We start from the raw sequence: 23,246 nt of genomic DNA on the forward strand, positions 1-23,246 counted from the left end.
GTTTTGCTTCGCTTTCCGGGAAGTCGCTTTCGCGTTTTCCTTTTCAGCGTTTCCGACTTTATCAGAGATTCTGAGTCGGATTTCCCGCCCGTCTCGGGGAGTTGATCCGCGCACCTGAGTGCGACGGCTTCCCCTTGGGCGGAGCCGTAAACCTACTGGAGCGGGGCGCCCCGATGCAAATCGAGGCGCCCCGCTCCTTAGGTGCTACCGACGTACGGCTCAGACCTCGACGACGACCGGGAGGATCATCGGGCGCCGGCGGTAGGTGTCCGAGACCCACTTGCCCAGCGTGCGGCGGATGAGCTGCTGCAGCTGGTGGGGCTCGACGACGCCGTCCTGGGCCGACTTCTCCAGTACGTCCTGGATCCTCGGCATGACGGCGCTGAACGCCGAGTCCTCGATGCCGGAGCCACGGGCCTGGATGGTCGGACCGCTGGTGATCTTGCCCGTGCTGGAGTCGACCACCACGAAGACCGAGATGATGCCCTCGTCGCCCAGGATCTTGCGGTCCTTGAGCGCCGGCTCGCCGACGTCGCCGACGGACAGGCCGTCCACGTAGACGTAACCGGCCTGGACCTTGCCCACGATCTTGGCCTTGCCCTCGACGAGGTCGACGACGACGCCGTCCTCGGCGATCACGATGCGGTCGTGCGGGACGCCGGTGAGGGCGCCGAGCTCGGCGTTGGCACGCAGGTGGCGCCATTCGCCGTGGACCGGCATCAGGTTCTTGGGCTTGCAGATGTTGTAGAAGTACAGGAGCTCGCCCGCGGACGCGTGGCCCGAGACGTGCACCTTGGCGTTGCCCTTGTGGACGACGTTGGCGCCCCAGCGGGTCAGGCCGTTGATCACGCGGTACACCGCGTTCTCGTTGCCGGGGATCAGGGACGACGCCAGGATCACCGTGTCGCCGGAGACGATCCGGATCTGGTGGTCGCGGTTGGCCATCCGGGACAGGGCCGCCATCGGCTCGCCCTGGGAGCCCGTGCAGACGAGGACGATCTCGCTGTCGGGGAGGTCGTCGAGCGTCTTGACGTCGACGACGAGGCCCGGCGGAACCTTGAGGTAGCCGAGGTCCCTCGCGATGCCCATGTTGCGGACCATCGAGCGGCCGACGAAGGCGACGCGGCGGCCGTACTCGTGCGCGGCGTCCAGGATCTGCTGGATGCGGTGCACGTGGCTCGCGAACGACGCGACGATGATCCGCTTCTGGGCGCCGGCGAAGACGCCCCGAATCACGTTCGAGATGTCGCGCTCCGGCGGGACGAAGCCGGGAACCTCGGCGTTCGTCGAGTCGGAGAGGAGAAGGTCCATGCCCTCCTCGCCGAGCCGGGCGAACGTCGGCAGGTCCGTGAGGCGGCGGTCCAGCGGGAGCTGGTCCATCTTGAAGTCGCCCGTGTGGACCACCATGCCGGCCGGGGTGCGGATGGCGACGGCCAGCGCGTCCGGGATGGAGTGGTTGACCGCGACGAACTCGCAGTCGAAGGGGCCCAGGCGCTCGCGGTCGCCCTCGGCGACCTCCAGCGTGTACGGGCGGATGCGGTGCTCCTGGAGCTTCGCCTCGATCAGGGCGAGGGTCAGCTTGGAGCCGATCAGCGGGATGTCCGGCTTCTCGCGCAGGAGGTAGGGGACGCCACCGATGTGGTCCTCGTGCCCGTGCGTGAGGACGATGCCCTCGATGTCGTCGAGGCGGTCCCTGATGGACGTGAAGTCCGGCAGGATCAGGTCGATTCCGGGCTGCTCCTCCTCGGGGAAGAGCACTCCGCAGTCGACGATCAGGAGGCGACCGTCGTACTCGAAGACGGTCATGTTGCGGCCGATCTCACCGAGGCCGCCGAGCGGGGTGACCCGCAGGCCGCCCTTCGGGAGCTTCGGCGGGGCGCCGAGTTCAGGATGCGGATGACTCAAAAGACTCTCCTCACCACACACGCCACGTACCTGTAAGGCACGTGGCGCGCATGACGTTTCGTGCAGTAGCAGTTGTCGTTGGTGTTGCTGGGTCTTGCTGTTCTGTTGATTCAGTTGTGAAGCTTTGCCAAGTCTGTTGTCAGAGCTGTACCCCGCCGGCGGCAAGATCGATCTTGAGCTGGGCCGTTTCGTCGGCGGTCAGCTCGACCAGGGGGAGCCGCAGCGGTCCGGCCGGAAGGCCCTGGAGGCCGAGGGCCGCCTTCGTCGTGATGACGCCCTGCGTGCGGAACATGCCGGTGAAGACGGGGAGCAGCTTCTGGTGGATCTCCGTCGCCTTGTGGACGTCGCCGGAGACGTACGCGTCGAGCATGGCGCGCAGTTCGGGGGCGACCACGTGGCCGACGACCGAGACGAAGCCGCACGCGCCGACCGACAGGAGCGGCAGGTTCAGCATGTCGTCGCCGGAGTACCAGGCCAGGCCCGAGCGGGCGATGGCCCAGGAGGCGCGGCCGAGGTCGCCCTTGGCGTCCTTGTTGGCGACGATGCGCGGGTGCTCGGCCAGCCGGACGATCGTGTCCGTGTTGATCGGTACGCCGCTGCGGCCCGGGATGTCGTAGAGCATCACGGGGAGTTCGGTCGCGTCGGCGATCGCCGTGAAGTGGGCGAGGAGGCCCGCCTGCGGGGGCTTGTTGTAGTACGGCGTGACCGTGAGCAGGCCGTGCGCGCCGGCCTGCTGGGCGGCGCGGGCGAGCTCGATGCTGTGGCGGGTGTCGTTCGTGCCGACTCCGGCGACGACGTGGGCCCGGTCGCCGACCGCCTCGACGATGGCTCGTACGAGATCCGTTTTCTCCGCGTTGCTGGTGGTCGGGGACTCGCCGGTGGTGCCGTTGACGATCAGGCCGTCGTTGCCTGCGTCCACCAGGTGGGCGGCGAGCCGCTGCGCGCCGTCGAGGTCGAGTGCGCCGTCCGCCGTGAAGGGCGTGACCATGGCGGTGAGGACCCTCCCGAAGGGGGTCTGCGGAGTCGAGGTCGGAGCCATGGGTAACACGCTACTCGCTGCTCAGTACCGGGTCCCCCCTCGGGGGATGCGACAAGTCATAACAAAGGTGGAGCCCGGCACTGCCTGCTCGGGGGTTCAAGCAGTGCCGGGTCCGTTTGATCAGGCTAGATGAACTTTACGAAATGCCGCAATACGGACACTTCGGTCGACTGATCCGTACATCTGTGCCGTGCCCAGCTCCGCGCCACCACGCGGCCGTTGACGCCTCGCGGCAGGCGGGCGTTTGCCACGAGGACGGGCCATCTCCGGCGAACGAGAGCGAACTTCAGTGAATTTGGCGAAACAGGGCACCTTTTGGTGCGTTCGAGCGTCTGTGTAGATGAACACAGTTCGTTCGAACCCCTTGAGGAGAAGCACCGCCCATGTTTCGTCGGCGCGAGCCCGTTCCGTTCGCCTTCATCGCCGAAGCCGACAAGTTCCGCAGTAACGTCACGCCGCCCGCACGGGAACGCCCGTCCGCAGGCCAGATCGCCGGTCGCGCCCTGGTGGGGCTGACCGTCGTCGCCGGGCTCGTGGGTTCCCTGTTGTTCGGGATTCCGGCGCTGTCGGCAGACCAGTCACCCGGGCACACCCAGAACTCAGAGGCCTCCGACGGCCGCTGACCGCTTCTCGACTCGTCCGGCCCCCCTGGGGTGGAAGGCCGCTGCGCGCCTGGGTAGCCTCACCGGGCACAGCCCCCATCCAGTGTGGACGAGTGAGGACCAGTCGTGCCCCTGCCCTTCCTGACGGCCGACCGTGCTTTTGAGGACGCCGCGGACACCGCGCTGCCCTTCGACGACCGGGACCAGTGGCGCCGCCCCTACCGCCCGGGCCCTTACCGGGTGGGCGCGGCCGCGCTGCTGCTGCTCCTCGCGTCGTACGTGCTGTTCGCCTCGGTGATCATCGCAGCGGCCGGCGACACGTCAGCGGCCTCGGTGTGCGGCGGGATCGCGGTGCTGATCATCGCGGCGGCCCTGCGGCTGCTGCGGATGGGCACCTGGGTGAGCGCGCGCGGACTGCGCCACGTCGCCTTCCTGAAGACGCAGACGGTTCCGTGGAATCAGGTGGTCACCGCGCGCACGGTGCAGCAGCCGGTGCGCTGGCTCGGACTGCCCCGCACGGTCCAGGGGCAGGCCCTGATCCTCGTACGACGTGATCGGCAGGGCGAGCAGACGACGCTGCTCACCAGCCACAACGGTGACTTCCTCGGGCGGGCCACGGCGTTCGACCGGGCGTCGGACAGTGTCGAGGTGTGGAGCGAGGAGTACCGGGCGCAGCGCTGACCGCGCCGCCACTCCCCCGCACGACGAAGGGGCCGCACCGACGGGATGTCGGTGCGGCCCCTTCGTCGTGCGCCGGGTGCGCCGTGCGTCAGGCCGGCACGGGACGGCCCTCGTGCAGGGCGATCGCGCGCTGCATCGCCTTCCGCGCGCGCGGGGTGTCCCGCGCGTCCCGGTAGGCGACCGCCAGCCGGAACCAGCAGCGCCAGTCCCCCGGCGCGTCCTCCGTCTCGGCCCTGCGCCGCGCGAAGACCTCGTCCGCGGAGTCCCGGTCGATGCGGCCGTGCTCGTCGCGGCGGAGTTCGTCGACGGGCAGCCCGCCCTCCGCCTCCAGGAGCTCGGCGAGGCGGTTGGCCTTGCGGACGAACCGGGTGTTCGCCCACAGGAACCACACGCCGATCACCGGCAGGATCAGCACCGCGACGCCGAAGGTGATCGTCAGTGCGGTGCCGTGCCGGATGAGCATGATCCCGCGGTCGCCCGCCAGGACGAAGTAGACGACCAGGACCGCGGCCGTGACCGCGTACGTGATTTTCGCGCGCATCGCCGCAGTCAGCCGTTCAGGTCGAGGAAGTGTTCCAGGCCGAAGGTGAGGCCGGGGGTCGTGACGACCTTGCGGGCGCCGAGCAGGATGCCCGGCATGAAGCTGCTGTGGTGCAGCGAGTCGTGGCGGATCGTGAGGGTCTCGCCCTCGCCGCCCAGGAGGACCTCCTGGTGGGCCAGGAGACCGCGCAGGCGGACCGAGTGGACCGGGATGCCGTCGACGTCCGCGCCGCGCGCGCCGTCCAGCGCCGTCGCCGTGGCGTCGGGCATCGCGGCGCTGCCCGCCTTCTGCCGGGCCGCGGCGATCAGTTGGGCGGTGCGGGAGGCCGTGCCCGAGGGCGCGTCGACCTTCTTCGGGTGGTGCAGCTCGATGACCTCGACGGACTCGAAGTACGGGGCCGCCACCTCGGCGAACTTCATGGTCAGGACCGCGCCGATGGAGAAGTTCGGCGCGATCAGGACACCCGTCGTCGGGGAGGCCGCCAGCCACCGGTCGAGCTGCGCGAGGCGCTCGTCCGTCCAGCCGGTCGTGCCGACGACCGCGTGGATGCCGTGCCCCGTGCAGAACTCCAGGTTCGCCATGACGGAGTCGGGCGTGGTCAGTTCGACCGCGACCTGGGCGCCCGTCTCGGCGAGCACGTCCAGCTTGTCGCCGCGGCCGAGCGCGGCGACCAGCTCCATGTCCTCCGCGGCCTCCACGGCCCGTACGGCCTCGGAACCGATGCGGCCCTTGGCTCCGAGGACCGCCACGCGCAGCTTGCTCATGTTCTCCCAGTTCCTTCAGTACTCGGTGCGGGGTGTTACGCGACCGCTTCGTGCAGACGTGCCGCCTGCTTGTCCTTGAGCGGGCCGATGACCGACAGGGACGGGCGCTGTCCCAGGATCTCGCGGGCCACCTCGCGCACCTCGTCCGGGGTCACCGCGGCGATGCGCTCCAGCATGTCGTCGACCGACATCTGCTCGCCCCAGCACAGCTCGCTCTTGCCGATGCGGTTCATCAGCGCACCGGTGTCCTCCAGGCCGAGGACCGTGGAGCCGGCCAGCTGGCCGATGGCCCGGCTGATCTCGTCGTCGGCGAGACCGTGCTGGGCGACCTGGTCGAGCTCGTCGCGGCAGATCTTCAGGACGTCGTGCACCTGGCTCGGGCGGCAGCCCGCGTACACGCCGAACAGGCCGCAGTCCGCGAAGGCCGACGAGTACGAGTACACGCTGTACGCCAGGCCGCGCTTCTCGCGGACCTCCTGGAAGAGCCGGGAGGACATGCCGCCGCCCAGCGCCGTGTTGAGCACGCCCATGGCCCAGCGGCGGTCGTCGGTGCGGGCCAGGCCCGGCATGCCGAGGACGACGTGGGCCTGCTCGGTCTTGCGGCCGAGGAGTTCCATCCGGCCCGCGGCACGCAGCGTCCTGCGCCCGGCGCGCGGGCCGACGGGCTCCGCCACCGCGCCGGTCAGGGCGCCCGACTTCTCGAAGGCGGCGCGGACCTGGCGCACCACCTTGTTGTGGTCGACGTTGCCCGCGGCGGCGACGACCAGGTGCGTCGGGTCGTAGTGCTTCTTGTAGAAGCGGGAGATCTGGCCGCGGCTCAGCGCGTTGATCGTGTCGACCGTGCCGAGGACCGGGCGGCCCAGCGGGGTGTCGCCGAGCATCGTGTGCGAGAACAGGTCGTGGACGCAGTCGCCCGGGTCGTCCTCGGTCATCGCGATCTCTTCGAGGATCACGCCGCGCTCCGCGTCGACGTCCGCCTCCTCGATGAGGGAGCCGGTCAGCATGTCGCAGACGACGTCTATGGCGAGCGGCAGGTCGGTGTCGAGCACGCGCGCGTAGTAGCACGTGTACTCCTTCGCCGTGAACGCGTTCATCTCGCCGCCGACCGCGTCGATCGCGGCGGAGATGTCCAGCGCGCTGCGCTTCCTGGTGCCCTTGAAGAGGAGGTGCTCCAGGTAGTGCGTCGCGCCGTTCAGCGTCGGGGTCTCGTCGCGCGAGCCCACGTGGGCCCAGATGCCGAACGTCGCCGAGCGGACGGAGGGCAGCGTCTCGGTGACGATGCGCAGGCCGCTCGGGAGCGTGGTCCTGCGGACCGTGCCGATGCCGTTCGTGCCCTTGATCATGGTTTGGGTACGGGCGACGGCCCGCGCCTCCGAGGAGGTGCGGGCCGTCGCCTTGGTGCTACGGGACGTCACTTGTCGGTGTCGTCCTTCGCGTCGTCGCCCTCTTCGCCCTCGATGACGGGGACGAGGGAGAGCTTGCCGCGGGAGTCGATCTCGGCGATCTCGACCTGGACCTTCTGGCCCACGCCGACGACGTCCTCGACGTTCTCCACGCGCTTGCCGCCGGCGAGCTTGCGGATCTGCGAGATGTGCAGCAGACCGTCCTTGCCCGGCATGAGCGAGACGAACGCACCGAAGGTCGTCGTCTTCACGACGGTGCCCAGGTAGCGCTCGCCGACCTCCGGCATGGTCGGGTTGGCGATGCCGTTGATCGTGGCGCGGGCGGCCTCGGCCTGCGAGCCCTGCGCGGCACCGATGTAGATGGTGCCGTCGTCCTCGATCGTGATGTCGGCGCCGGTGTCCTCCTGGATCTGGTTGATCATCTTGCCCTTGGGGCCGATGACCTCACCGATCTTGTCGACCGGGATCTTGACCGTGATGATCCGCGGCGCGTTCGGGGACATCTCGTCCGGGACGTCGATCGCTTCCATCATCACGTCGAGGATGTGGAGGCGGGCGTCCTTGGCCTGCTTGAGGGCGGCGGCCAGGACGGAGGCCGGGATGCCGTCGAGCTTCGTGTCCAGCTGGAGGGCCGTGACGAAGTCCTTGGTACCGGCGACCTTGAAGTCCATGTCACCGAACGCGTCCTCGGCACCGAGGATGTCGGTGAGCGCGACGTAGTGCGTCTCGCCCTTGATCTCCTGGGAGATCAGACCCATGGCGATACCGGCGACGGGGGCCTTCAGCGGCACACCGGCGTTCAGCAGCGACATGGTGGAGGCGCAGACCGAGCCCATGGACGTCGAGCCGTTCGAGCCCAGCGCCTCGGAGACCTGGCGGATCGCGTAGGGGAACTCCTCGCGCGTCGGCAGGACCGGCACGATCGCGCGCTCGGCGAGCGCGCCGTGGCCGATCTCGCGGCGCTTCGGGGAGCCGACGCGGCCCGTCTCACCGACGGAGTACGGCGGGAAGTTGTAGTTGTGCATGTAGCGCTTGCGGGTCACCGGGGAGAGGGTGTCCAGCTGCTGCTCCATGCGCAGCATGTTCAGCGTGGTGACGCCCAGGATCTGAGTCTCGCCACGCTCGAACAGGGCGGAGCCGTGCACGCGCGGGATGGCCTCGACCTCGGCGGCCAGGGTGCGGATGTCGGTGACACCGCGGCCGTCGATGCGCTTCTTCTCCTTGATGACGCGCTCACGGACCAGGGACTTGGTCAGCGAGCGGTACGCGGCGGAGATCTCCTTCTCGCGGCCCTCGAACTGCGGGAGCAGCTTCTCGGCGGCCAGACCCTTGACGCGGTCCAGCTCGGCCTCGCGGTCCTGCTTGCCCGGGATGGTGAGGGCGGCGGAGAGCTCGGACTTGACCGCGGCGGTCAGGGCCTCGAGCACGTCGTCCTGGTAGTCCAGGAAGATCGGGAACTCGGCGGTCGGCTTGGCGGCCTTCGCGGCGAGGTCGGCCTGGGCCTTGCACAGCACCTTGATGAAGGGCTTGGCGGCCTCGAGACCGGCGGCCACGACCTCCTCGGTCGGCGCCTCGGCGCCGCCCTCGACCAGCTTGATGGTCTTCTCGGTGGCCTCGGCCTCGACCATCATGATCGCGACGTCGCCGTCCTCCAGGACGCGACCGGCGACCACCATGTCGAAGACGGCGTCCTCGAGCTCGGTGTGCGTCGGGAACGCGACCCACTGGCCGTTGATCAGCGCGACGCGGACGCCGCCGACCGGGCCGGAGAAGGGCAGACCGGCCAGCTGCGTCGACGCGGACGCGGCGTTGATCGCCACGACGTCGTACAGGTGGTCGGGGTTGAGGGCCATGACCGTGGCGACGACCTGGATCTCGTTGCGCAGGCCCTTCTTGAAGGACGGGCGCAGCGGGCGGTCGATCAGGCGGCAGGTGAGGACGGCGTCCTCGGAGGGGCGGCCCTCGCGGCGGAAGAAGCTGCCGGGGATCTTGCCGGCGGCGTACATCCGCTCCTCGACGTCCACCGTGAGGGGGAAGAAGTCGAGCTGGTCCTTGGGGTTCTTCGAGGCCGAGGTGGCCGAGAGCACCATGGTGTCGTCGTCGAGGTAGGCGACGGCGGAGCCGGCGGCCTGGCGGGCGAGGCGGCCCGTCTCGAAGCGGATGGTGCGGGTGCCGAAGGAGCCGTTGTCGATGACGGCCTCGGCGTAGTGGGTCTCGTTCTCCACTAGCGTTTTCTCCGTTACTTTCGTCTGTTTCGTCTTTTGTCCTGATCTGCCCGTGTGGCAGTCGGACGGAACGGAGAAGCGCGCCTTGGGTGCGGGCCGGTCTTCGATCGAAGCACCCGGGGATCCTCTTGCGTCTCCGGGGGCCACTACCGAGGACCGGCGGCGGCGAGGGTGCGCTTCTCCTCGTGAAGGTGGTCGTACGTCACCAGACTACAAAGCGTCTGTGACAATGCGCACGTACAGCAAAGGGAGCGGCCCCCTTGAGTGGGAACCGCTCCCTTCATGGCGTCTTAGCGGGCGCCGGCCGCACCACGGCGGATACCGAGGCGCTCGACCAGGACACGGAAGCGCGCGATGTCCTTCTTGGCCAGGTACTGCAGAAGGCGGCGACGCTGGCCGACCAGGATCAGCAGACCACGACGCGAGTGGTGGTCGTGCTTGTGCGTCTTGAGGTGCTCGGTCAGGTCCGAGATGCGGCGGGAGAGCATGGCCACCTGGACCTCGGGGGAGCCGGTGTCGCCCTCCTTGGTGCCGAACTCGGCCATGATCTGCTTCTTCGTAGCGGTGTCGAGAGCCACGCGTACTCCTCGTAGAGTTTTCGATGCCGCCGAGTGCCCCTGGTCTACATCTCAGGAGATCTTCCGTAACTCGGGAGGCGGGGATCCGCTGGGCGCTGCCCCCAGGGAAGCCGGGGGCGCGTACACAAACGGCCGTCACACAGCGTACCAGCCGTCGGACACGCCCCCGAACGGACCCCGGTCAGCTGGTCATGGCCCGGGCCGACGCGTACACGTCGAAGACCGCGAGGGCTAGCGGGATCAGCGTGAGCAGCACGAACGTCTCGGCGATCTCCAGGAAGCGGCCCCAGAACGGGGTGACGCCGCGACGCGGAGTGATCAGGCCGACCGAGGTCACCAGGGCGGTGGCGGCCGCGACCGCCGCGACGATCCAGACGGTGCGGATGTCGAGCGCGGTGGTGTCCTGCTTGAGCGCGTCGATCACGTAGTCGACCGGCGGGTGCAGGGCCAGGCCGAGGCCCAGGAAGACCAGGGCGGCGAGGCCGGCGGCGAGCGTGGCGCCCACTTGGGCCGTGTAGCGGAAGAGGTGGGCGCGCATCAGCATCGCGATGCCGGTGGCCAGGGCGAGCAGCTGCCCCCACACGTTGCTGGAGAAGCCGAGGACGATCGACGCGCCCACGGAGACCAGCGCGCAGCCGCCGACGAGGCCGACGAGCAGTTCGTGGCCGCGGCGGGCCTGGGCGGCGACGCGCTCGGCGTCGACGGCCTCGTGCGGGTCGGTCGGGTCCATCGTCGTCTCGTAGCCCGCGCGGCCCGGGGTGGGCGGCTCGAAGCCGATGGGCAGCCGAGCGAAGCGCATGGACAGGCCCGGCAGGAAGGCGAGCGCGCTGACCGCGAGCGGCGCGCAGATGGCGGCCGTCTCGATCGGCTTCAGATGGGTGAGCTGCGCGATGAAGGTGGTGACCAGCCCGATGAAGGAGGCGAAGACGAACGCCACGAAGGGGCCGTCACCGCCGGGCGAGACCAGGGTGAGCACCACGGCGGCGACCAGGACCGCCGCGCAGGCGAGCAGGAACTGGAGGCGGCCGATGCCCTGGCCCTCGGAGAGGGGCAGCAGTCCGGAGCCGGCCACCGCCATGTTCGGCAGGGCGCCGAGGCCGAGCGCGATCGCCGAGCCCCGGTCGTCGTAGACCCGGGCGCGGACGCAGGCGAGGGTGACCAGCAGGACGCCGGTCACCGCGGCGAGGATGCCCTGCAGGCTGTGCATGTCGTGCCGGATGCGCAGGGTCGTGAACTGCGAGTTCCAGGTCACGAAGGCGATCAGGGCGGGCAGGATCGCGGCGGCCACCAGGCCCGCGGCGCGCGTGAGGTCGCCGCTCCACAGGGTGCGGTCCTTGGTGACGGCGGAGGCGACGGCCTCGGAGACGTCGTCGAAGACGGCGGGCGGCAGCGACTCGGAGAACGGGCGCAGCGTGAGCAGCTCGCCGTCCAGGATGCGCTGCGCGACGAACGAGCGGGCGCTGTCGAGGACGGTGCCGTCGCGGCGTACGAGGTGGTAGCCGACGGGGGCGCCCTCGGCCGGGCTCTGCTGGGAGAGCCGCAGGATCTCGGGGTACAGGTCGGCGACCGGTACGTCGTCGGGCAGTGCCACGTCGATGCGGCTGTCGGGCGCCACGATGGTGACGCGGCAGAAGCCGGATCCGGTGGCCGCCCCGGCAGGGGCTCCGGTGCCCGATCCGCCGGCTCGGCCGGCCGGCGCGGAGGCCGTCATGCTCACCTGCTGTTCCCCCTTTTTGTTCCCGACCGCCGTTCCCGAGGGCTGGCTCGGTGCCCGGTCGGTGCTCGATCGGTGGAGGACGGGCGCGGTGCGTACCGCGCGCATCCGTCTGTTCCGTCTGTAAAGATCCTGTGTACGTTGCGCCGTGCGCTCCGTCCGGCCGGTCACGCACGCTGTCCCGCCGGGGCTCCGGAGGAGGCGCGCGTTCCGAACCGTGTGGAATGCCCGATTTTCCCGGTGCGATTCGCAACTGCTCACGCGTACCTCCGGCACCCTACCGCCCGCCTGTGTCCGTAGTTGTCAGTAGGATCGCGAACCGCGATCGACGTCCGCCTGACACGGGGCGGCGGACGGAACAGCTCGGTCCGGCAAGGGAATTGGTGCAGAGTGAGCCACATCGTCGTCAAGCGCCCACCTCGGGCACTGCCGTCCGAGGTGCCCACGGAAGAGGTGATGCTGCAGCCTCCGCCGGAGCTTCCGCGGGGGCAGCAGGAAGGCGCCCTGATGCAGATCCTGCCCATGCTGGGCATGCGCCTCGGTGGTGTTCTCTCTTCAACCTCCTCTCCGCTTCTGTTCATGCGGATCATCGCGGCGCATGGCCATGGGCGCGTGGCGTCCACGATCGGATGCCGGGCGTCGCGATGCTGGTCCGCTACCGCCGTGGCAGCAACCAGGGCCAGATGGCCGACATGCGCCGCGACTACCTGCGCCATCTCTCCCAGACCCGCCGCGAGGCCGTGGGCACCGCGCGCAAGCAGCGGGACGCCCAGTACTACGGCACCCTCTGCCCGAGCAACTCGTGGGCGCTGGTCGCCGAGGGCAGCCGCGTCTGGGAGCGGCGCACCGGTGACGAGGACTCTCGCAGTGCGTGGGTCGGTCTCGGCCCGCAAGGCCTGGCCACTCCCTGGTGCCGCCGCAGACCGCTCCGTCGACGCAGAACCGGAGCCGCCGACCGCCGGCGCGCGATGCAGCGCTTCCTCGCCACGCACAGCGCGCTCGAGGAACTGCCGATGGCGGTCTCGCCGCGCGCCTTCTACCACGTGTCGGTGAGCGCGAGATGCGCCGACGACCGTGCGCGGCTCCGCCCGCGCGCTGGCCGCTTCGCTGAGCGCCGCTGCACTCGAGGACCTGGTGATCGCCGCTCGCCACGCGGGCGCGCGTCCGCGCCCGAGTGGGCGTGGACCCGCGTGGCTGCCGCACACGCAGGTGCCGGGCGTCGCGGACGGCGCGGGCAGCCGCCGGCTGATCACGACCAACCCGGTCGAGCTGGAGGACCTGCTCGGCTCCCGCCTGGAGGGCCGGCCGCGCTTCCACTCCCGGTGGCGCCCGGTTCCCGAGCAGCCGCGCACTCTGGTGGTCGTCCTCGACGGCGTGCCTCCTGCCGCCCACCTCGATCCTGGCCAGCCCCGAGGGCCGCAGGGCGTGATCGGTCCTGGAGGTCGTCCCGGCGACCTCGCGGCGGGCCGCGCGGCGACCTCTCCATCGTGGTGAACCCGAAGGTGCTGCGCCTGAGTCCTCGCACGGCATGGTCTACGAGGGCAACCCCGGACGTCCTCTCGTACGCCGGGGCCGAGGCGCTCGCCCGCAGCTCGCGCCGCTGCGGATGGCGTCGGGCGGTGACAGCGACGACGAGCCGCTGCTCGCCAACCTGGAGTTCACCGACCTGATGAACCTGGGCGACGCGGCGACCGTCGACACCAAGCGGACCTGGCGCCCGCGCTCGCAGGCCGAGCGGCTGCGCGTGCCGATCGGTGTCGGCGACGTACGGCCGGCCCGTGATGCTCGACCTGAAGGAAGCCGCCCAGGAGGCATGGGCCCGCACGGTCTGTGTGTCGGCGCGACCGGTTCCGGCAAGTCGGAGCTGCTGCGCACCTGGTGCTCGGTCTCGCGGTGACGCACTCCTCCGAGATCGCTGAACTTCGTCCTCGCGGACTTCAAGGGTGGTGCGACGTTCGCGGGCATGGCCCAGATGCCGCACGTCGCGGCCGCGATCACGAACCTCGCGGACGACCTCACGCTGGTCGACCGCATGGGTGACTCCATCCGTGGTGAGCTCAACCGCCGCCAGGAGATGCTCCGCGATCGCGGCAACTACGCGAACATCCACGACTACGAGAGAGGCGCGCGCGGCTCGGTGCCCGCTGCAGCCGATCCCGTCCCTCGTCCTGGTGATCGACGAGTTCTCCGAGCTGCTGACGGCGAAGCCGGACTTCATCGAGATGTTCGTGCAGATCGGCCGCATCGGCCGATCGCTGGGCGTGCACCTGCTGCTCGCCTCGCAGCGCCTGAGGGGAGGGCCGGCTGCGCGGTCTGGAGACCTACCTCTCGTACCGCATCGGTCTGCGGACCTCTCGGCCGCCGAATCGCGCGCCGCGCTGGGCGTCCGGACGCCTACGAGCTGCCGAACGTGCCGGCTCCGGCTTCCGGAAGCTCGGCACCGACGAGATGGTGCGGTTCAAGGCGGCGTACACGTGTCCGGTGTGTACCGGACGGGTTCCGCGCAGGTCGTGACGCCGGGCGGGCCGCTGCCGTGGACCGTCGGCCGGTGCTGTTCACGGCGGCCGAGGTGCCCGTGCAGTACGTGGCCGTGCCGCAGCAGCGCGAGGAAGCCCCCAAGGAAGAGAAGGACGACGCGCTCGCCGACACCGTGCTCGACGTGATCGTGCGGCGCCGGAGGCGCAGGCCCGGCGGCGCACCAGGTGTGGCTGCCGCCGCTGGACAGCTTCCGCCCTCGCTCGACCTCGCTGCTGCCCGGCCTCACGCCCGTGCAGGGCCGCGGTCTCACCCAGCCCGGCTACGAGGGCGCGGGACGCCTCGTCGTTCCGCCGGCCTCGCCGACAAGCGCCGTACGAGCAGCGCCGCGACCCGCTGTGATCGACTTCGGCGGCGCGGCCGGACACATGCAGATCCTCGGTGGTCCGCAGTCCGCAAGCCGACGCTGCTGCGCTCGATCATCGCGTCGTTCGCCCTGACCGCACGCCGCAGTGGAAGTCCAGTTCGACGGGCTCGACTCTCGGCGGTGGCGGCATGGCCTGCCGTGCAGCCTGCACGCGCAGTGGGCGGCGTGGCCTCCCGGCTCGACTCGGAGAAGGTGCAGCCGGACGACGGCGCGGAGGTCTACGTGCATCCTGACCCGGCGCGAGGAGTACTTCCGCACGGCGCGGGCATCGCATCGATCGCCGACTTCCGCAACCGCGCGCGCGGGGCGACATCTCGATGACGGACCAGCCAGTGCGGGCGACGTGTTCCTGGTCATCGACGGCTGGGGCAACTTCCGTACGGACTACGAGGCGCTGGAAGGCTTCGTCTCTGGACATCGCGGCGCGCGGTCTCGGTTACGGCATCCACGTGATCCTGACGGCGTCGCGGTCCATGGAGGTCCGGGCGAACATGAAGGACCACCTCATGAACCGCCTGGAGCCGCGGCCGGCGACACGATGGACTCCGAGTTCGACCGCAAGGTCGCGGCCAACGTGCCGACGGGCGTGCCCTGGTCGTGGTCAGACGCCGCAGAAGCAGCACTTCGCGGCGGCGGTCCCGCGGATCGACGGCCTGTCGTCGGACACGGACCTGGCGGAGGCCACGTCGGCGCTCGCCACGGAGGTCACCCGGCACTGGACGCAGCCCGGTGCGCCGAGGTCCGGCTGCTGCCGCGGGAGTTCGCGGCGCGCCAGCCGCCGCCGGGGAACACCTTCCCGACCGGGGCATCGCGTTCGCGCTCGACGAGGACAACCTCGAGCCGGTGCTCGTGGACTCTCGACCAGGACCCGTTCTTCCTGATCTCGGCGAGAGCGAGTCCGGCAGTCGAACATGCTGAAGCTGATCATCCGTCAGCTCACCCAGCGGCACGACGGCGCCGACTGCAAGATGTTCGTGGTCGACAACTCGCCGTTCGCCGCTCGACGTGACGCCGAAGTCGCACCGGCCGAGTGCTATCCCGATGTACGAACCAGATGGCGCGCACCACATGGACGCCCTGGCCGACCTGATGCAGCGCCGCACGCCGACCGCCGACGTCACGGCGCAGCAGCTGCGCGACCGCAGCTGGTGGCGCGGTCCGACGGTCTACGTGATCATCGACGACTACGACCTGGTGTCGACGTCGAGCGGCAACCCGCTGGCGGGGCTGACCGAACTGCTGCCGTTCGCCCGTGACGTGGGCGTGCGCTTCATCATCGCCCGCTCGACGGCCGGTGGCGGCCGGGCCAGCTACGAGAACTTCATGCAGCGCATCAAGGAACCGGGGCGCAGGGCGTCGTGCTGGCCGGTGACCCGGCCGAGGGCGATCTGCTGGGCGGGGTCCGGCCGCGGCCGATGCCGCCGGGCCGCGGCGTGTTCGTGTCGCGCAAGCGCGGCAAGCCGTTGATCCAGGTCGGCCTGGAGGACTGAGGCCGACAGCTCGCCGGAAGGGGGCCGCACTCTACTGGGTGCGGCCCCTTTCCGTACCCCGGTGGGGTTGATCCCCGCGGAGCCCCGGAGGGGGCGGGCCGCTGCCAAGTAGGGTGACGGAACAGGCTGTTCGTACGTCGGGAAGGGGCCCGCTCAGCATGGGTGACGAGGCAGAGGACCAGCAGGCCGGGCAGGGGGCGCGGAGCCCCGAGACGCCCGAGGAGATGAAGGCCCGCAAGAGCGCGAGAAGGACACGCTGTACGCGCTCGACATCTCCGGCGTCGAGTGGCACAGCGCGCCGGGCACGGAGCAGCACGAGGAGCGCGTCGAGATCGCGTACCTGCCGGACGGCGCCGTCGCGATGCGGTCGTCACTGGAGCCGCAGACCGTGCTGCGGTACACCGAGGCGGAGTGGACGGCGTTCGTCCTGGGCGCCAGGGACGGCGAGTTCGACCTGGAGCCGGCGCCGCGGACCGGCGGCCTGGACGCCCAGCAGGGCCCGTAGCGGTCCGTACGTCTGCCCGTCACCCGGCCTCCCGGCCTCCCGGCCTTCCGGCCTTCCGACCGGAGATACCGAGGCCCTGAGACACCCGGGCCCGGAGACACCCGGTCCCCGGAGACACTCGATCCCGAGACACCCGGTCCCGGAGACACCCGATCCCGGAGACACCCGGTCCCCGGAGACACCCGATCCCGGAGACACCCGGTCCCCGGAGACACCCTGACCGCGTGCGGCGGTCCGACCAGGAAGGGCGACCACGCCATGGCGCGTCGACACCGGCCCGACCAGCGATTCCCCGCGCCCACCGGATGGCGGCGCGGGCGTTCCTGGGTGCGCCGGCACCGGCTCCTGTCGGGTGCGGTGGCCACCGTCGTGGTCGCGGCCGGCGTGGTGGTGCCGCTGACCGTGACCGGTGCGTCGGCGACGCCCTGCCGGACCGTGTCCGCCGCGGTCCGCGCGCTCGCGGACGATCCGGCCGCCGCCACCGCGGCCCTCGACCCGGCGGACGACGCGAGCCGGCTCTCGGCCGCCCGGAACCTCCTGGACCACGACCGCTTCTGCGGCGACGGCGCCCGAGCGCTCGGCCGCGTGATCGAGAGCGGGCACCGCCGCCACGTCCCCGGCCGCGCCCCATACGGAGGCGCAGGCCCGGGCCACGTACGCGGTCGCCGCCGCGCTCTCCCACCGCGACGACCTGCCGGACGGCCTGGCCCCGGCCGTGGCCCGCATGCTGGCGGAGTACGTGGTGGACGTGACGCGCCAGTTCGACTCCATCGGGGTCCGTGACGATCTGACGGGCCCCGCGGAGCCGGCCGCCACGGCGACGGCCCTCGACCCGTCCGGCTGCACGCCGTACGGCCGGTTCCTCGCCCCGCGCGAGGCACACGTCAACTTCGGCTACGCGGCCGAGTTCACGCACGCGCAGAAGCCGGAGCTCGACCTGCTGGTCGCCGAACTCACCGAGGATCCGCAGGCGTTCGCGATCCTCTACGACGCCGAACTCGCCTACGTCTCGCACCACGTGGAGCGGCTGACCGATCGCGCGGGGGACCCGGACGCCCGGATGCCCGCCGAGGACGGCGGAGAAGCCGGAGACGGCGGGGATGGCGGGGATGGCGGGGACCGGCACAGCGACGACCTGACGTGGCCGGACAACGACCTGGAGGACGCCGCCTCGCTGATCGGTTCGCTGATGCAGGCCAGGTCGCGGTACGCGAAGGACGGCACCATCGGGGATCTGGCGGCGTTCGACCGGTCCGTCCGCGCCCACCTGCGCGGCGTGTACCGCACCGCGGACGTCCGGGTCACGAGCCGCCCGCCGATGGGCACGATCGCCGGGCGCCCGGTGTCGGGGCGGCTGCGCGGTGACGTCTTCGACGGGCGCCGACAACTCACCACGGTGTACGACGCCTGGGCCCGCGCGCGCGCATTCCGGCCGAACAGGCTGCGGGGCAAAGGCAGTTGATGGACGACGCCTACGTCCGGGATACTGGCTGCGGACCGTGTACTGAGCCGGTCCCGCGCCCGCCCGGCTCAGAACGTGAACCGGGGCTCGCCCGCGCATCCGCCGTGCCGCCGCACCTGGTCCGTCACGAACAGCCGCAGCAGCCGCCGCTGATCGGCGCGGTCGATCTTCTACCCGGGACGGCACGCGCGAGGTACCGAGACGGAAGTTGGCGGTGCCGTCGGCGCAGCGCACGGTGGCGGTCACGGGGAGGCGCCGCCCGTTCCGGCCGTCGTCGACGACGAAGCGGTTGCTCCACGAGCCGTACCAGGCCCGCAGGGTGAACCACTGGTCGTCCTCGGAGTCCGGCACCGGGCTGCTGAGCTCGCAGCTGCCGAGCGGGGCGGCGGCGCCGCCGAGCTGACCGGAGGTGGTCCAGGTGCCAGGGTCGGACCGCCCGGGTGTCCCAGTCAGCCAGGCGGCCACGAGCTTGCCGCAGGGGGACGTGGCGGTGCCCCTCGCCGTGACCTTCTCCTCCGGGGTGTCGTCCTCGCCCGGATCGGCGAGCGTCGCGCGGGCCGCGGCGCCGCGTACGCGCAGCGGTTCGGCGCCGCAACTCCAGCTTCTTCGCGGCCGAGTTGGTGAACTCCACGGCGCGACCGGTACGCCGCTCCCGGCACCCCGGTGAGGGCGTCCTCCGAGAATCCGCCGACGGTCGTCAGCTGCCGGGGCTGCCCGTCCGGGTCCTGCCCAGGGCCGGGCAGGGCACCCGGAGCAGGACGCGCCGCGTCGAGTCGACGAAACCGGGGAGCCCGCCGGGCAGCAGCGCGTAGGCCTCGCTGCCTTCGTCGTGCGCGTCGTCGAAGGTCTCCCGGTACAGCCGGTCCGGTCGTCCCTCCGGGTGGCGGCGGACAGGGCGAACAGGCCCCACTCGTCGTCGTGTTCGTCGTCCGCGGCGACCTTCAGGGCGCAGGTGTAGACGCCGAGCCCTTCGTACGCCTTCCCCTCCGAGTGGTCCAGGTGGACGCCGTCCGGGGTGAGCCGGTCGACGGTGTCCCCGGCGACGGAGCCGTCGCAGACGTCGCGGGCGACCAGATAGTCCCGGGCGTACGGCTCCGCGAACCAGCCGGCCAGGGCGAGGACCGCGACGACGGAGACCAGCCAGGTGAGGCGGCGACGACGAGCGGGGGTCATCGGGGGTGGGCTCCTAGTGGGGTTGGGGGCGTCAGGACGTGGGCGCGGCCTGGAGGGCGAGTGGGGTCGGGCGATGTGGCGCGCAGGCCGGTCGCGTCCGGCTCCCGCAGGACCTACTGCTGGCTACACGTGCGACGACTCAGCCTGCCCGCCCGACGCCGAACGCCGACGTGACCAGGAGCGGGCTGCCCTTCTCGCCGACGCCCGTGATCCCGTGCGCCCCGAAGAAGAGTCTCCCGTCCTCGACGAGGACGTCGCTGAGATCGCCGCCGTACGTCAGTCCGGCGTTCTCGTCGGCGACGCTGAAGTAGAAATAGGTGCGCTGTTTCCCGGTCGCCGGGTCGAGGCTCACCAAGGAACTCGGCGCGTAACCGTCGGAGCTCGTCTTGTACGCCAGAAGCCGGTCACCGCTCATGCGCAGAGGAAAGAGCACCTGGTCGGCACCGGCATCGAACTTCATGCCCGACTTTCCCGTCGCCAGGCTGAACCCGACAACCCAGTTGTTCGTCTCGTTCACGCCTTCGTTCTGCTCGCCGCTCGCATGTCGAAGACCTGGTCACGGCCGACGACGACTGATAGCAGCGGTCGATCATGAAGGAGTCGCACTTGACTTCGTAGTGACCGCCCTCGAGCCGGACGGTCGCCCGGTACTTGCCCTTTCCGTCGAGCGACAGAAGGTCCGTGACCCCGCCGGGCCCACCGGCTCCCACGCCGATGACCGGTGGCTCGCTCGAGACGAGGAAGACGCCCTTGACCCCCTTGGCGACCTTGTACGTCCACACCGCCTTGCCCGTGCGGGGACGTCGATCCGCTGCACCTGGTACGACGAGGACGTGTAGTTCGCCGAGGAACAGACCCGCACGGCGTTCAGCGCCCGCCCGCCGGAGAACCCTGGGTGTCGTAGCACAACCGGCTCCTCTTCCGCTCCACAGCTGCTTCCCGCGCGCATGTCGAAGGCAGCGGCCCTTCGCCTCCCACGACACGTGACGACGACTCCCTTGGTCATCGTCACGGTGGTGGGGTCAGTGGTCGTATCCCATCTTGCTCTGGCCGAAGCCCGCCTGCCACAGCTTGTCATCCGGTGTCGAGGTCGAAGAAGGCCACCTGGTTGCAGAGGTCCCTTCTTCGCACGGTCCCTGAACAGCACCGCCGTACGCCCGCGTCGACCGTCACCATGGGTGTCTCACCGCACAGCGGACCGGGCAGGATCTTCGTCCAGGCTTCCGTGTCCGAACCGAGGTCGACGGCTTCGAGCCGGTCGTACCGCGTCCCTTGACGAGGGTCTTGCCCGTCGCCCAGGTCCCCGGAGTGGCCTGCCGCTGCTTCGGTTCCAGCTCCTTGGTCATCACCGAAGGCCACCAGGTGGCCGGCGCCACCTTCGGCGCCGTCTCGACGGTTTCCCTGATGTCGTCGGCGGCCTGCCGCGGCGCCGCCTTCTTGTCCACCGCCGCGCTCGGTCCGCTCTCCAGCGGCCCCGACCACAGGGCCCACCCCGACGCCCAGGACGACAGCCAGGGCGACGGTCCCGACACTCCACAATCGGAAACGCTTCCGTCTGCGCTCCTCAGCCGCTCGCTGCGACTGCGTGAAGGGTGACGGCGGTGGGCGAAGGTCATGACTCCTCATCCTCTTGAAATCGGAGTCGTCTCAGCTCCTTGGCAGGGCACGTCGCTTGGCTGGAACAGCGGAACTGCTCCAACAAACAGCCCAGGGTGGGCGCCTCCGCACGCGCCCACCCTGTTCCGCTGAAACCAGTGCTTCTACTGGAAGTAGCTGGCAGCCTTCTTGTCGCCATCCATGTACGTACCACCGGACTGACCGACCACGTGGCCGATACCGGTGAGCGCCGTGTGGATGTCCTTGGCTTCCTTGTCCCAGCGCTTGAGCTTGCTGTCGAAGGTGCCCGCCTCGCCCTCCCAGTACTGGAGGCTCTTCACGACCATCTGCTTGAGCTCTTCGAGATCGGCCTCGAGCGCCTTGGCCTCGTTGCCGATCGTGGTCGCGGCCTGGTCCAGACCGTCGTACGTTACGAGCAGCCCGTCACCGTTGCTGGCCATTCGTCTCTCCCTCGTGTGTACCTGAAACGCCGTGTGTGATGGGGGTCTTGCGCGCCGGCTCGCTCAGTAGCCGCTGAGAGCCGACGCCCGTCAGTCACGCTGATCTTGTCGACCGACGCACGCACGTCGTCTTCCGAGCTGTCCTTGACGTTGCGCGTCTTGTTCATCGCCTCGATGACATCGGCGAGGATCTTGCCGATGGTCTGGAGGGACTCGCTGATCTCGTACTGCTTCTTGTCGAACGCAGCACGGCCGATGCCCTGCCAGTTGCCCTCGAGGCCGTCGATGACGCCCTGCAGGTTGTGCACACGCTTGCGGATGCCGTCGTACTTCTCCGACATCTGCTTCTCGAGTACGACTACTTGCTGATCTTCGAGCTTCTGCCGTCCGCCAGCCATGGCGCTCCTGCCTTTCCTTGGTCTGCCTCTAGATCCAACTGCTCTGGCTCATGCCCCGTATGAGGCCGGGCCGCTCCCCCGTGGCCCGCCCTAGAGCGCAGGGAACCCACGGTTGAAAGTCTCATCAGTTGCGTGCGCGCCCGCAACACGGCCATTCCCCCGCCTCCGAGCACGATCACCGCCGCAACCGCACCGAGCACAATCCACAACGTACTGCTGTCACTTGAGGATTCCGCTTCCGATCCTGCCGCCTCAGCGGGAGCATCTGAAGCCTTCTGCGAGGGCTGTGACGAGCCTGATGCAGAAGTGGAGGGAGGCGTGTCCGAACCGGAACCGGCCTCTGTCGTCTTTTGATTGGTGATCGGGTCCACGTGCGCGGCGCCCGGGTCGCCCTCGTTGTGGAGAGGTTCCGCGCCGGCCGGATCAATCCGTAGCCCAGGTAGTTGCTCGGCTTGTCCTTCGGCCAGTCACGGCTCGCCGTGTCGGTCAGGACCCGGAGGACCTGGTTCGCCGTCCAGTCCGGGTGCGCGGACCAGACGAGTGCGGCGGAACCCGAGGCGATGGCCGCGGCGGGGCTGGTGCCCTCGGCCTCGCCGCAGTACGAGGTGAAAGTCGCGTCGCACCACCTGGGGATGCTCAGACCGGGGGCGGCCAGGTCGACGTAGTCCCCGTGCTCGGAGAACTTGCCCACCTTGCCCGAGTCGTCGGCGGCGGCGACGCCCACGACACCGTCGTAGGCGGCGGGGTAGTCGATGAGGTTCTTCTTCTCCGCGTCGTTGCCGACGGCCGCGAACATCAACTGCCCTTGGAGTGCGCGTACTTGACCGCGGCCTCCAGCTCGGGGTCCAGCAGATCGTCTCCGACGGACATGTTGATGATCTTCGCGTCGGTGTCGGCCGCGGCCCTGACCGCCTGCGCGGTGTCCGGGGTCTTCTTGCGTTCGCCCTTGTCCTTCAAGGAGGTCAGCAGGATGCGGTACGGCACGACCTTGGCTCCGGGGGCGAGGCCGCTGAGGCCGCCGCCCGCCCCGGTTCCGGCGATGAGCTCGGCGATGGTGGTGCCGTGGCCGGAGTAGTCCTCGGTCGCGTGGTAGGCGACGCTCTTCGGCGTCTCGTCGGCGAGTACCTGGCCCTTCAAGGACGGCGTGCTGTCACTGACTCCGGAGTCGATGACGGCGACCTGACGCCCTGCCGGTGCTCACTTTCCACATCGCGCGCTCGCGTCCATCGCGTCCAGGAACCACTCCTGGGACTGGACGTTCCCATCGGCCAGGGCGGCCGCAAGCCCAACTGACGTACCGGCCACGGCACCCACCGCAGCAGTCGCCACCGCCAACCGCGCAACGATGCGGCGTGGTACGAGTACGCGCCGTCCTGTCCGACGGTCGATCCCTGACTTCATGCTGCTGTACGTCCTCGTTCGGGGTTAGTCGATCACGGGCGGCACGTCGCGCCGCTGCTTCTGCGGAAGGTGTGTGGCCTCGTCCTCGACGAGGTAGTCCGGCCGCTCGCTGCCTTCCTGGTCGTCCTCGTCGCGGCCCCGCCGCGTGTTCGGACCGCGGACCAGCCCTTCGCCCCCGAGGTGAATCCGTTGCGACCGGCACGCGACGCGGGTCCCTTCCGGCCGGACGGCCCTGTCACGGCCTCGGAGGAGCCCGGAATCCTGCGCCCCGCTCCCGAGGAACGGCCCGTCGTCTCCGTGCTCCGGGGCGCCCATGACACCGCGCTGACCGATGCGGCCGGTGGCGCCCGGGAGTTACCGGCGGCGCCTCGCCCATCACCGTGCCGCGTGGGACGCGCGAGCCCGT

General features: G+C 70.1%; 22 protein-coding genes and 3 pseudogenes. 12 read left to right on the forward strand and 13 right to left on the reverse strand.

Annotated features, from left to right (window positions below; genetic code table 11):
- Positions 1-219: 219 nt before the first annotated feature.
- Both RBJ77_RS29260 and dapA read right to left on the reverse strand, forming a co-directional pair.
- Complete coding sequence (locus RBJ77_RS29260; protein ID WP_255979981.1) at positions 220-1,905, reverse strand: ribonuclease J; 1,686 nt, start codon at positions 1,903-1,905, stop codon at positions 220-222.
- 139 nt (positions 1,906-2,044) lie between these two features.
- Entirely contained in the window at positions 2,045-2,944 is a 900-nt protein-coding gene (gene dapA, locus RBJ77_RS29265) for a 4-hydroxy-tetrahydrodipicolinate synthase (protein ID WP_372347751.1), read from the reverse strand.
- 383 nt (positions 2,945-3,327) lie between these two features.
- Between dapA and RBJ77_RS29270 the strand changes: the two genes are divergently transcribed.
- Both RBJ77_RS29270 and RBJ77_RS29275 read left to right on the forward strand, forming a co-directional pair.
- On the forward strand, positions 3,328-3,567 hold the full coding sequence (locus RBJ77_RS29270) for a hypothetical protein (protein ID WP_255979985.1): 240 nt from the start codon (positions 3,328-3,330) through the stop codon (positions 3,565-3,567).
- A gap of 105 nt (positions 3,568-3,672) precedes the next feature.
- Positions 3,673-4,227 carry a hypothetical protein gene (locus RBJ77_RS29275; RefSeq protein WP_372347752.1) on the forward strand — a complete coding sequence of 185 codons (555 nt, stop codon included), beginning with the start codon at positions 3,673-3,675 and terminating at the stop codon, positions 4,225-4,227.
- Positions 4,228-4,315: 88 nt separating this feature from the next.
- Here RBJ77_RS29275 and RBJ77_RS29280 read toward each other — a convergent pair whose 3' ends face one another.
- From RBJ77_RS29280 to eccD, 6 genes are all read right to left on the reverse strand, one after another.
- Positions 4,316-4,768, reverse strand: coding sequence for a hypothetical protein (locus RBJ77_RS29280; protein WP_372347753.1), 453 nt, complete (start codon positions 4,766-4,768; stop codon positions 4,316-4,318).
- Between the two features lie 8 nt (positions 4,769-4,776).
- Entirely contained in the window at positions 4,777-5,532 is a 756-nt protein-coding gene (gene dapB, locus RBJ77_RS29285; RefSeq protein WP_372347754.1) for a 4-hydroxy-tetrahydrodipicolinate reductase, read from the reverse strand.
- Positions 5,533-5,567: 35 nt separating this feature from the next.
- A complete protein-coding gene (locus tag RBJ77_RS29290) occupies positions 5,568-6,947 on the reverse strand; it encodes a M16 family metallopeptidase (protein WP_372347755.1) in 1,380 nt (459 codons plus the stop codon).
- A complete protein-coding gene (locus RBJ77_RS29295; protein WP_255979995.1) occupies positions 6,944-9,160 on the reverse strand; it encodes a polyribonucleotide nucleotidyltransferase in 2,217 nt (738 codons plus the stop codon). Before RBJ77_RS29295 ends, RBJ77_RS29290 begins: the two co-directional genes overlap by 4 nt.
- Before the next feature lie 290 nt (positions 9,161-9,450).
- Positions 9,451-9,738, reverse strand: coding sequence for a 30S ribosomal protein S15 (gene rpsO / locus RBJ77_RS29300; RefSeq protein ID WP_255979997.1), 288 nt, complete (start codon positions 9,736-9,738; stop codon positions 9,451-9,453).
- 181 nt (positions 9,739-9,919) lie between these two features.
- Positions 9,920-11,449 (reverse strand): type VII secretion integral membrane protein EccD, encoded by a 1,530-nt coding sequence (gene eccD / locus RBJ77_RS29305; protein ID WP_372347756.1) that lies wholly within the window; start codon positions 11,447-11,449, stop codon positions 9,920-9,922.
- 393 nt (positions 11,450-11,842) lie between these two features.
- Between eccD and RBJ77_RS29310 the strand changes: the two are divergent.
- The 9 genes and pseudogenes from RBJ77_RS29310 to RBJ77_RS29350 form a co-directional block, all read left to right on the forward strand.
- Positions 11,843-12,357: pseudogene (locus RBJ77_RS29310) on the forward strand (type VII secretion protein EccC); the annotation flags it as partial.
- Between the two features lie 169 nt (positions 12,358-12,526).
- On the forward strand, positions 12,527-12,946 hold the full coding sequence (locus RBJ77_RS29315) for a hypothetical protein (RefSeq protein WP_372347788.1): 420 nt from the start codon (positions 12,527-12,529) through the stop codon (positions 12,944-12,946).
- Between the two features lie 34 nt (positions 12,947-12,980).
- Positions 12,981-13,349 carry a hypothetical protein gene (locus RBJ77_RS29320; RefSeq protein ID WP_372347789.1) on the forward strand — a complete coding sequence of 123 codons (369 nt, stop codon included), beginning with the start codon at positions 12,981-12,983 and terminating at the stop codon, positions 13,347-13,349.
- Between the two features lie 18 nt (positions 13,350-13,367).
- Positions 13,368-14,115, forward strand: a pseudogene (locus RBJ77_RS29325) (FtsK/SpoIIIE domain-containing protein).
- Positions 14,001-14,675, forward strand: coding sequence for a hypothetical protein (locus RBJ77_RS29330; RefSeq protein ID WP_372347757.1), 675 nt, complete (start codon positions 14,001-14,003; stop codon positions 14,673-14,675). Before RBJ77_RS29325 ends, RBJ77_RS29330 begins: the two are co-directional and overlap by 115 nt.
- 720 nt (positions 14,676-15,395) lie before the next feature.
- Entirely contained in the window at positions 15,396-15,821 is a 426-nt protein-coding gene (locus RBJ77_RS29335; protein WP_372347758.1) for a hypothetical protein, read from the forward strand.
- A 384-nt stretch (positions 15,822-16,205) separates the two neighbouring features.
- On the forward strand, positions 16,206-16,349 hold the full coding sequence (locus RBJ77_RS29340; protein ID WP_372347759.1) for a DUF397 domain-containing protein: 144 nt from the start codon (positions 16,206-16,208) through the stop codon (positions 16,347-16,349).
- A gap of 724 nt (positions 16,350-17,073) precedes the next feature.
- Positions 17,074-17,811 (forward strand): hypothetical protein, encoded by a 738-nt coding sequence (locus RBJ77_RS29345; RefSeq protein WP_372347760.1) that lies wholly within the window; start codon positions 17,074-17,076, stop codon positions 17,809-17,811.
- A 214-nt stretch (positions 17,812-18,025) separates the two neighbouring features.
- Positions 18,026-18,214: a hypothetical protein gene (locus RBJ77_RS29350; RefSeq protein WP_372347761.1), complete on the forward strand. Its 189-nt coding sequence runs from the start codon at positions 18,026-18,028 to the stop codon at positions 18,212-18,214.
- A gap of 294 nt (positions 18,215-18,508) precedes the next feature.
- Here the strand turns inward: RBJ77_RS29350 and RBJ77_RS29355 are convergent, their stop codons facing one another.
- Positions 18,509-18,721 carry a hypothetical protein gene (locus RBJ77_RS29355; RefSeq protein ID WP_372347762.1) on the reverse strand — a complete coding sequence of 71 codons (213 nt, stop codon included), beginning with the start codon at positions 18,719-18,721 and terminating at the stop codon, positions 18,509-18,511.
- 402 nt (positions 18,722-19,123) lie between these two features.
- Entirely contained in the window at positions 19,124-19,501 is a 378-nt protein-coding gene (locus tag RBJ77_RS29360) for a hypothetical protein (protein ID WP_372347763.1), read from the reverse strand.
- A gap of 821 nt (positions 19,502-20,322) precedes the next feature.
- Between RBJ77_RS29360 and RBJ77_RS29365 the strand changes: the two genes are divergently transcribed.
- The gene (locus RBJ77_RS29365) at positions 20,323-20,580 is read left to right on the forward strand and encodes a hypothetical protein (RefSeq protein WP_372347764.1); all 258 of its coding nucleotides are present in this window, start codon (positions 20,323-20,325) and stop codon (positions 20,578-20,580) included.
- A gap of 164 nt (positions 20,581-20,744) precedes the next feature.
- Here RBJ77_RS29365 and RBJ77_RS29370 read toward each other — a convergent pair whose 3' ends face one another.
- From RBJ77_RS29370 to RBJ77_RS29380, 3 genes and pseudogenes are all read right to left on the reverse strand, one after another.
- Entirely contained in the window at positions 20,745-21,041 is a 297-nt protein-coding gene (locus RBJ77_RS29370) for a WXG100 family type VII secretion target (RefSeq protein WP_372347765.1), read from the reverse strand.
- On the reverse strand, positions 21,011-21,439 hold the full coding sequence (locus RBJ77_RS29375) for a WXG100 family type VII secretion target (protein WP_372347766.1): 429 nt from the start codon (positions 21,437-21,439) through the stop codon (positions 21,011-21,013). Before RBJ77_RS29375 ends, RBJ77_RS29370 begins: the two co-directional genes overlap by 31 nt.
- Positions 21,440-21,573: 134 nt before the next feature.
- A pseudogene (locus tag RBJ77_RS29380) lies at positions 21,574-22,840 on the reverse strand (S8 family serine peptidase); the annotation flags it as partial.
- Positions 22,841-23,246: the final 406 nt, after the last annotated feature.

The sequence above is a fragment of the Streptomyces sp. KL116D genome (assembly GCF_030766975.1).
In the GTDB taxonomy this organism is placed as follows: domain Bacteria; phylum Actinomycetota; class Actinomycetes; order Streptomycetales; family Streptomycetaceae; genus Streptomyces; species Streptomyces longispororuber_A.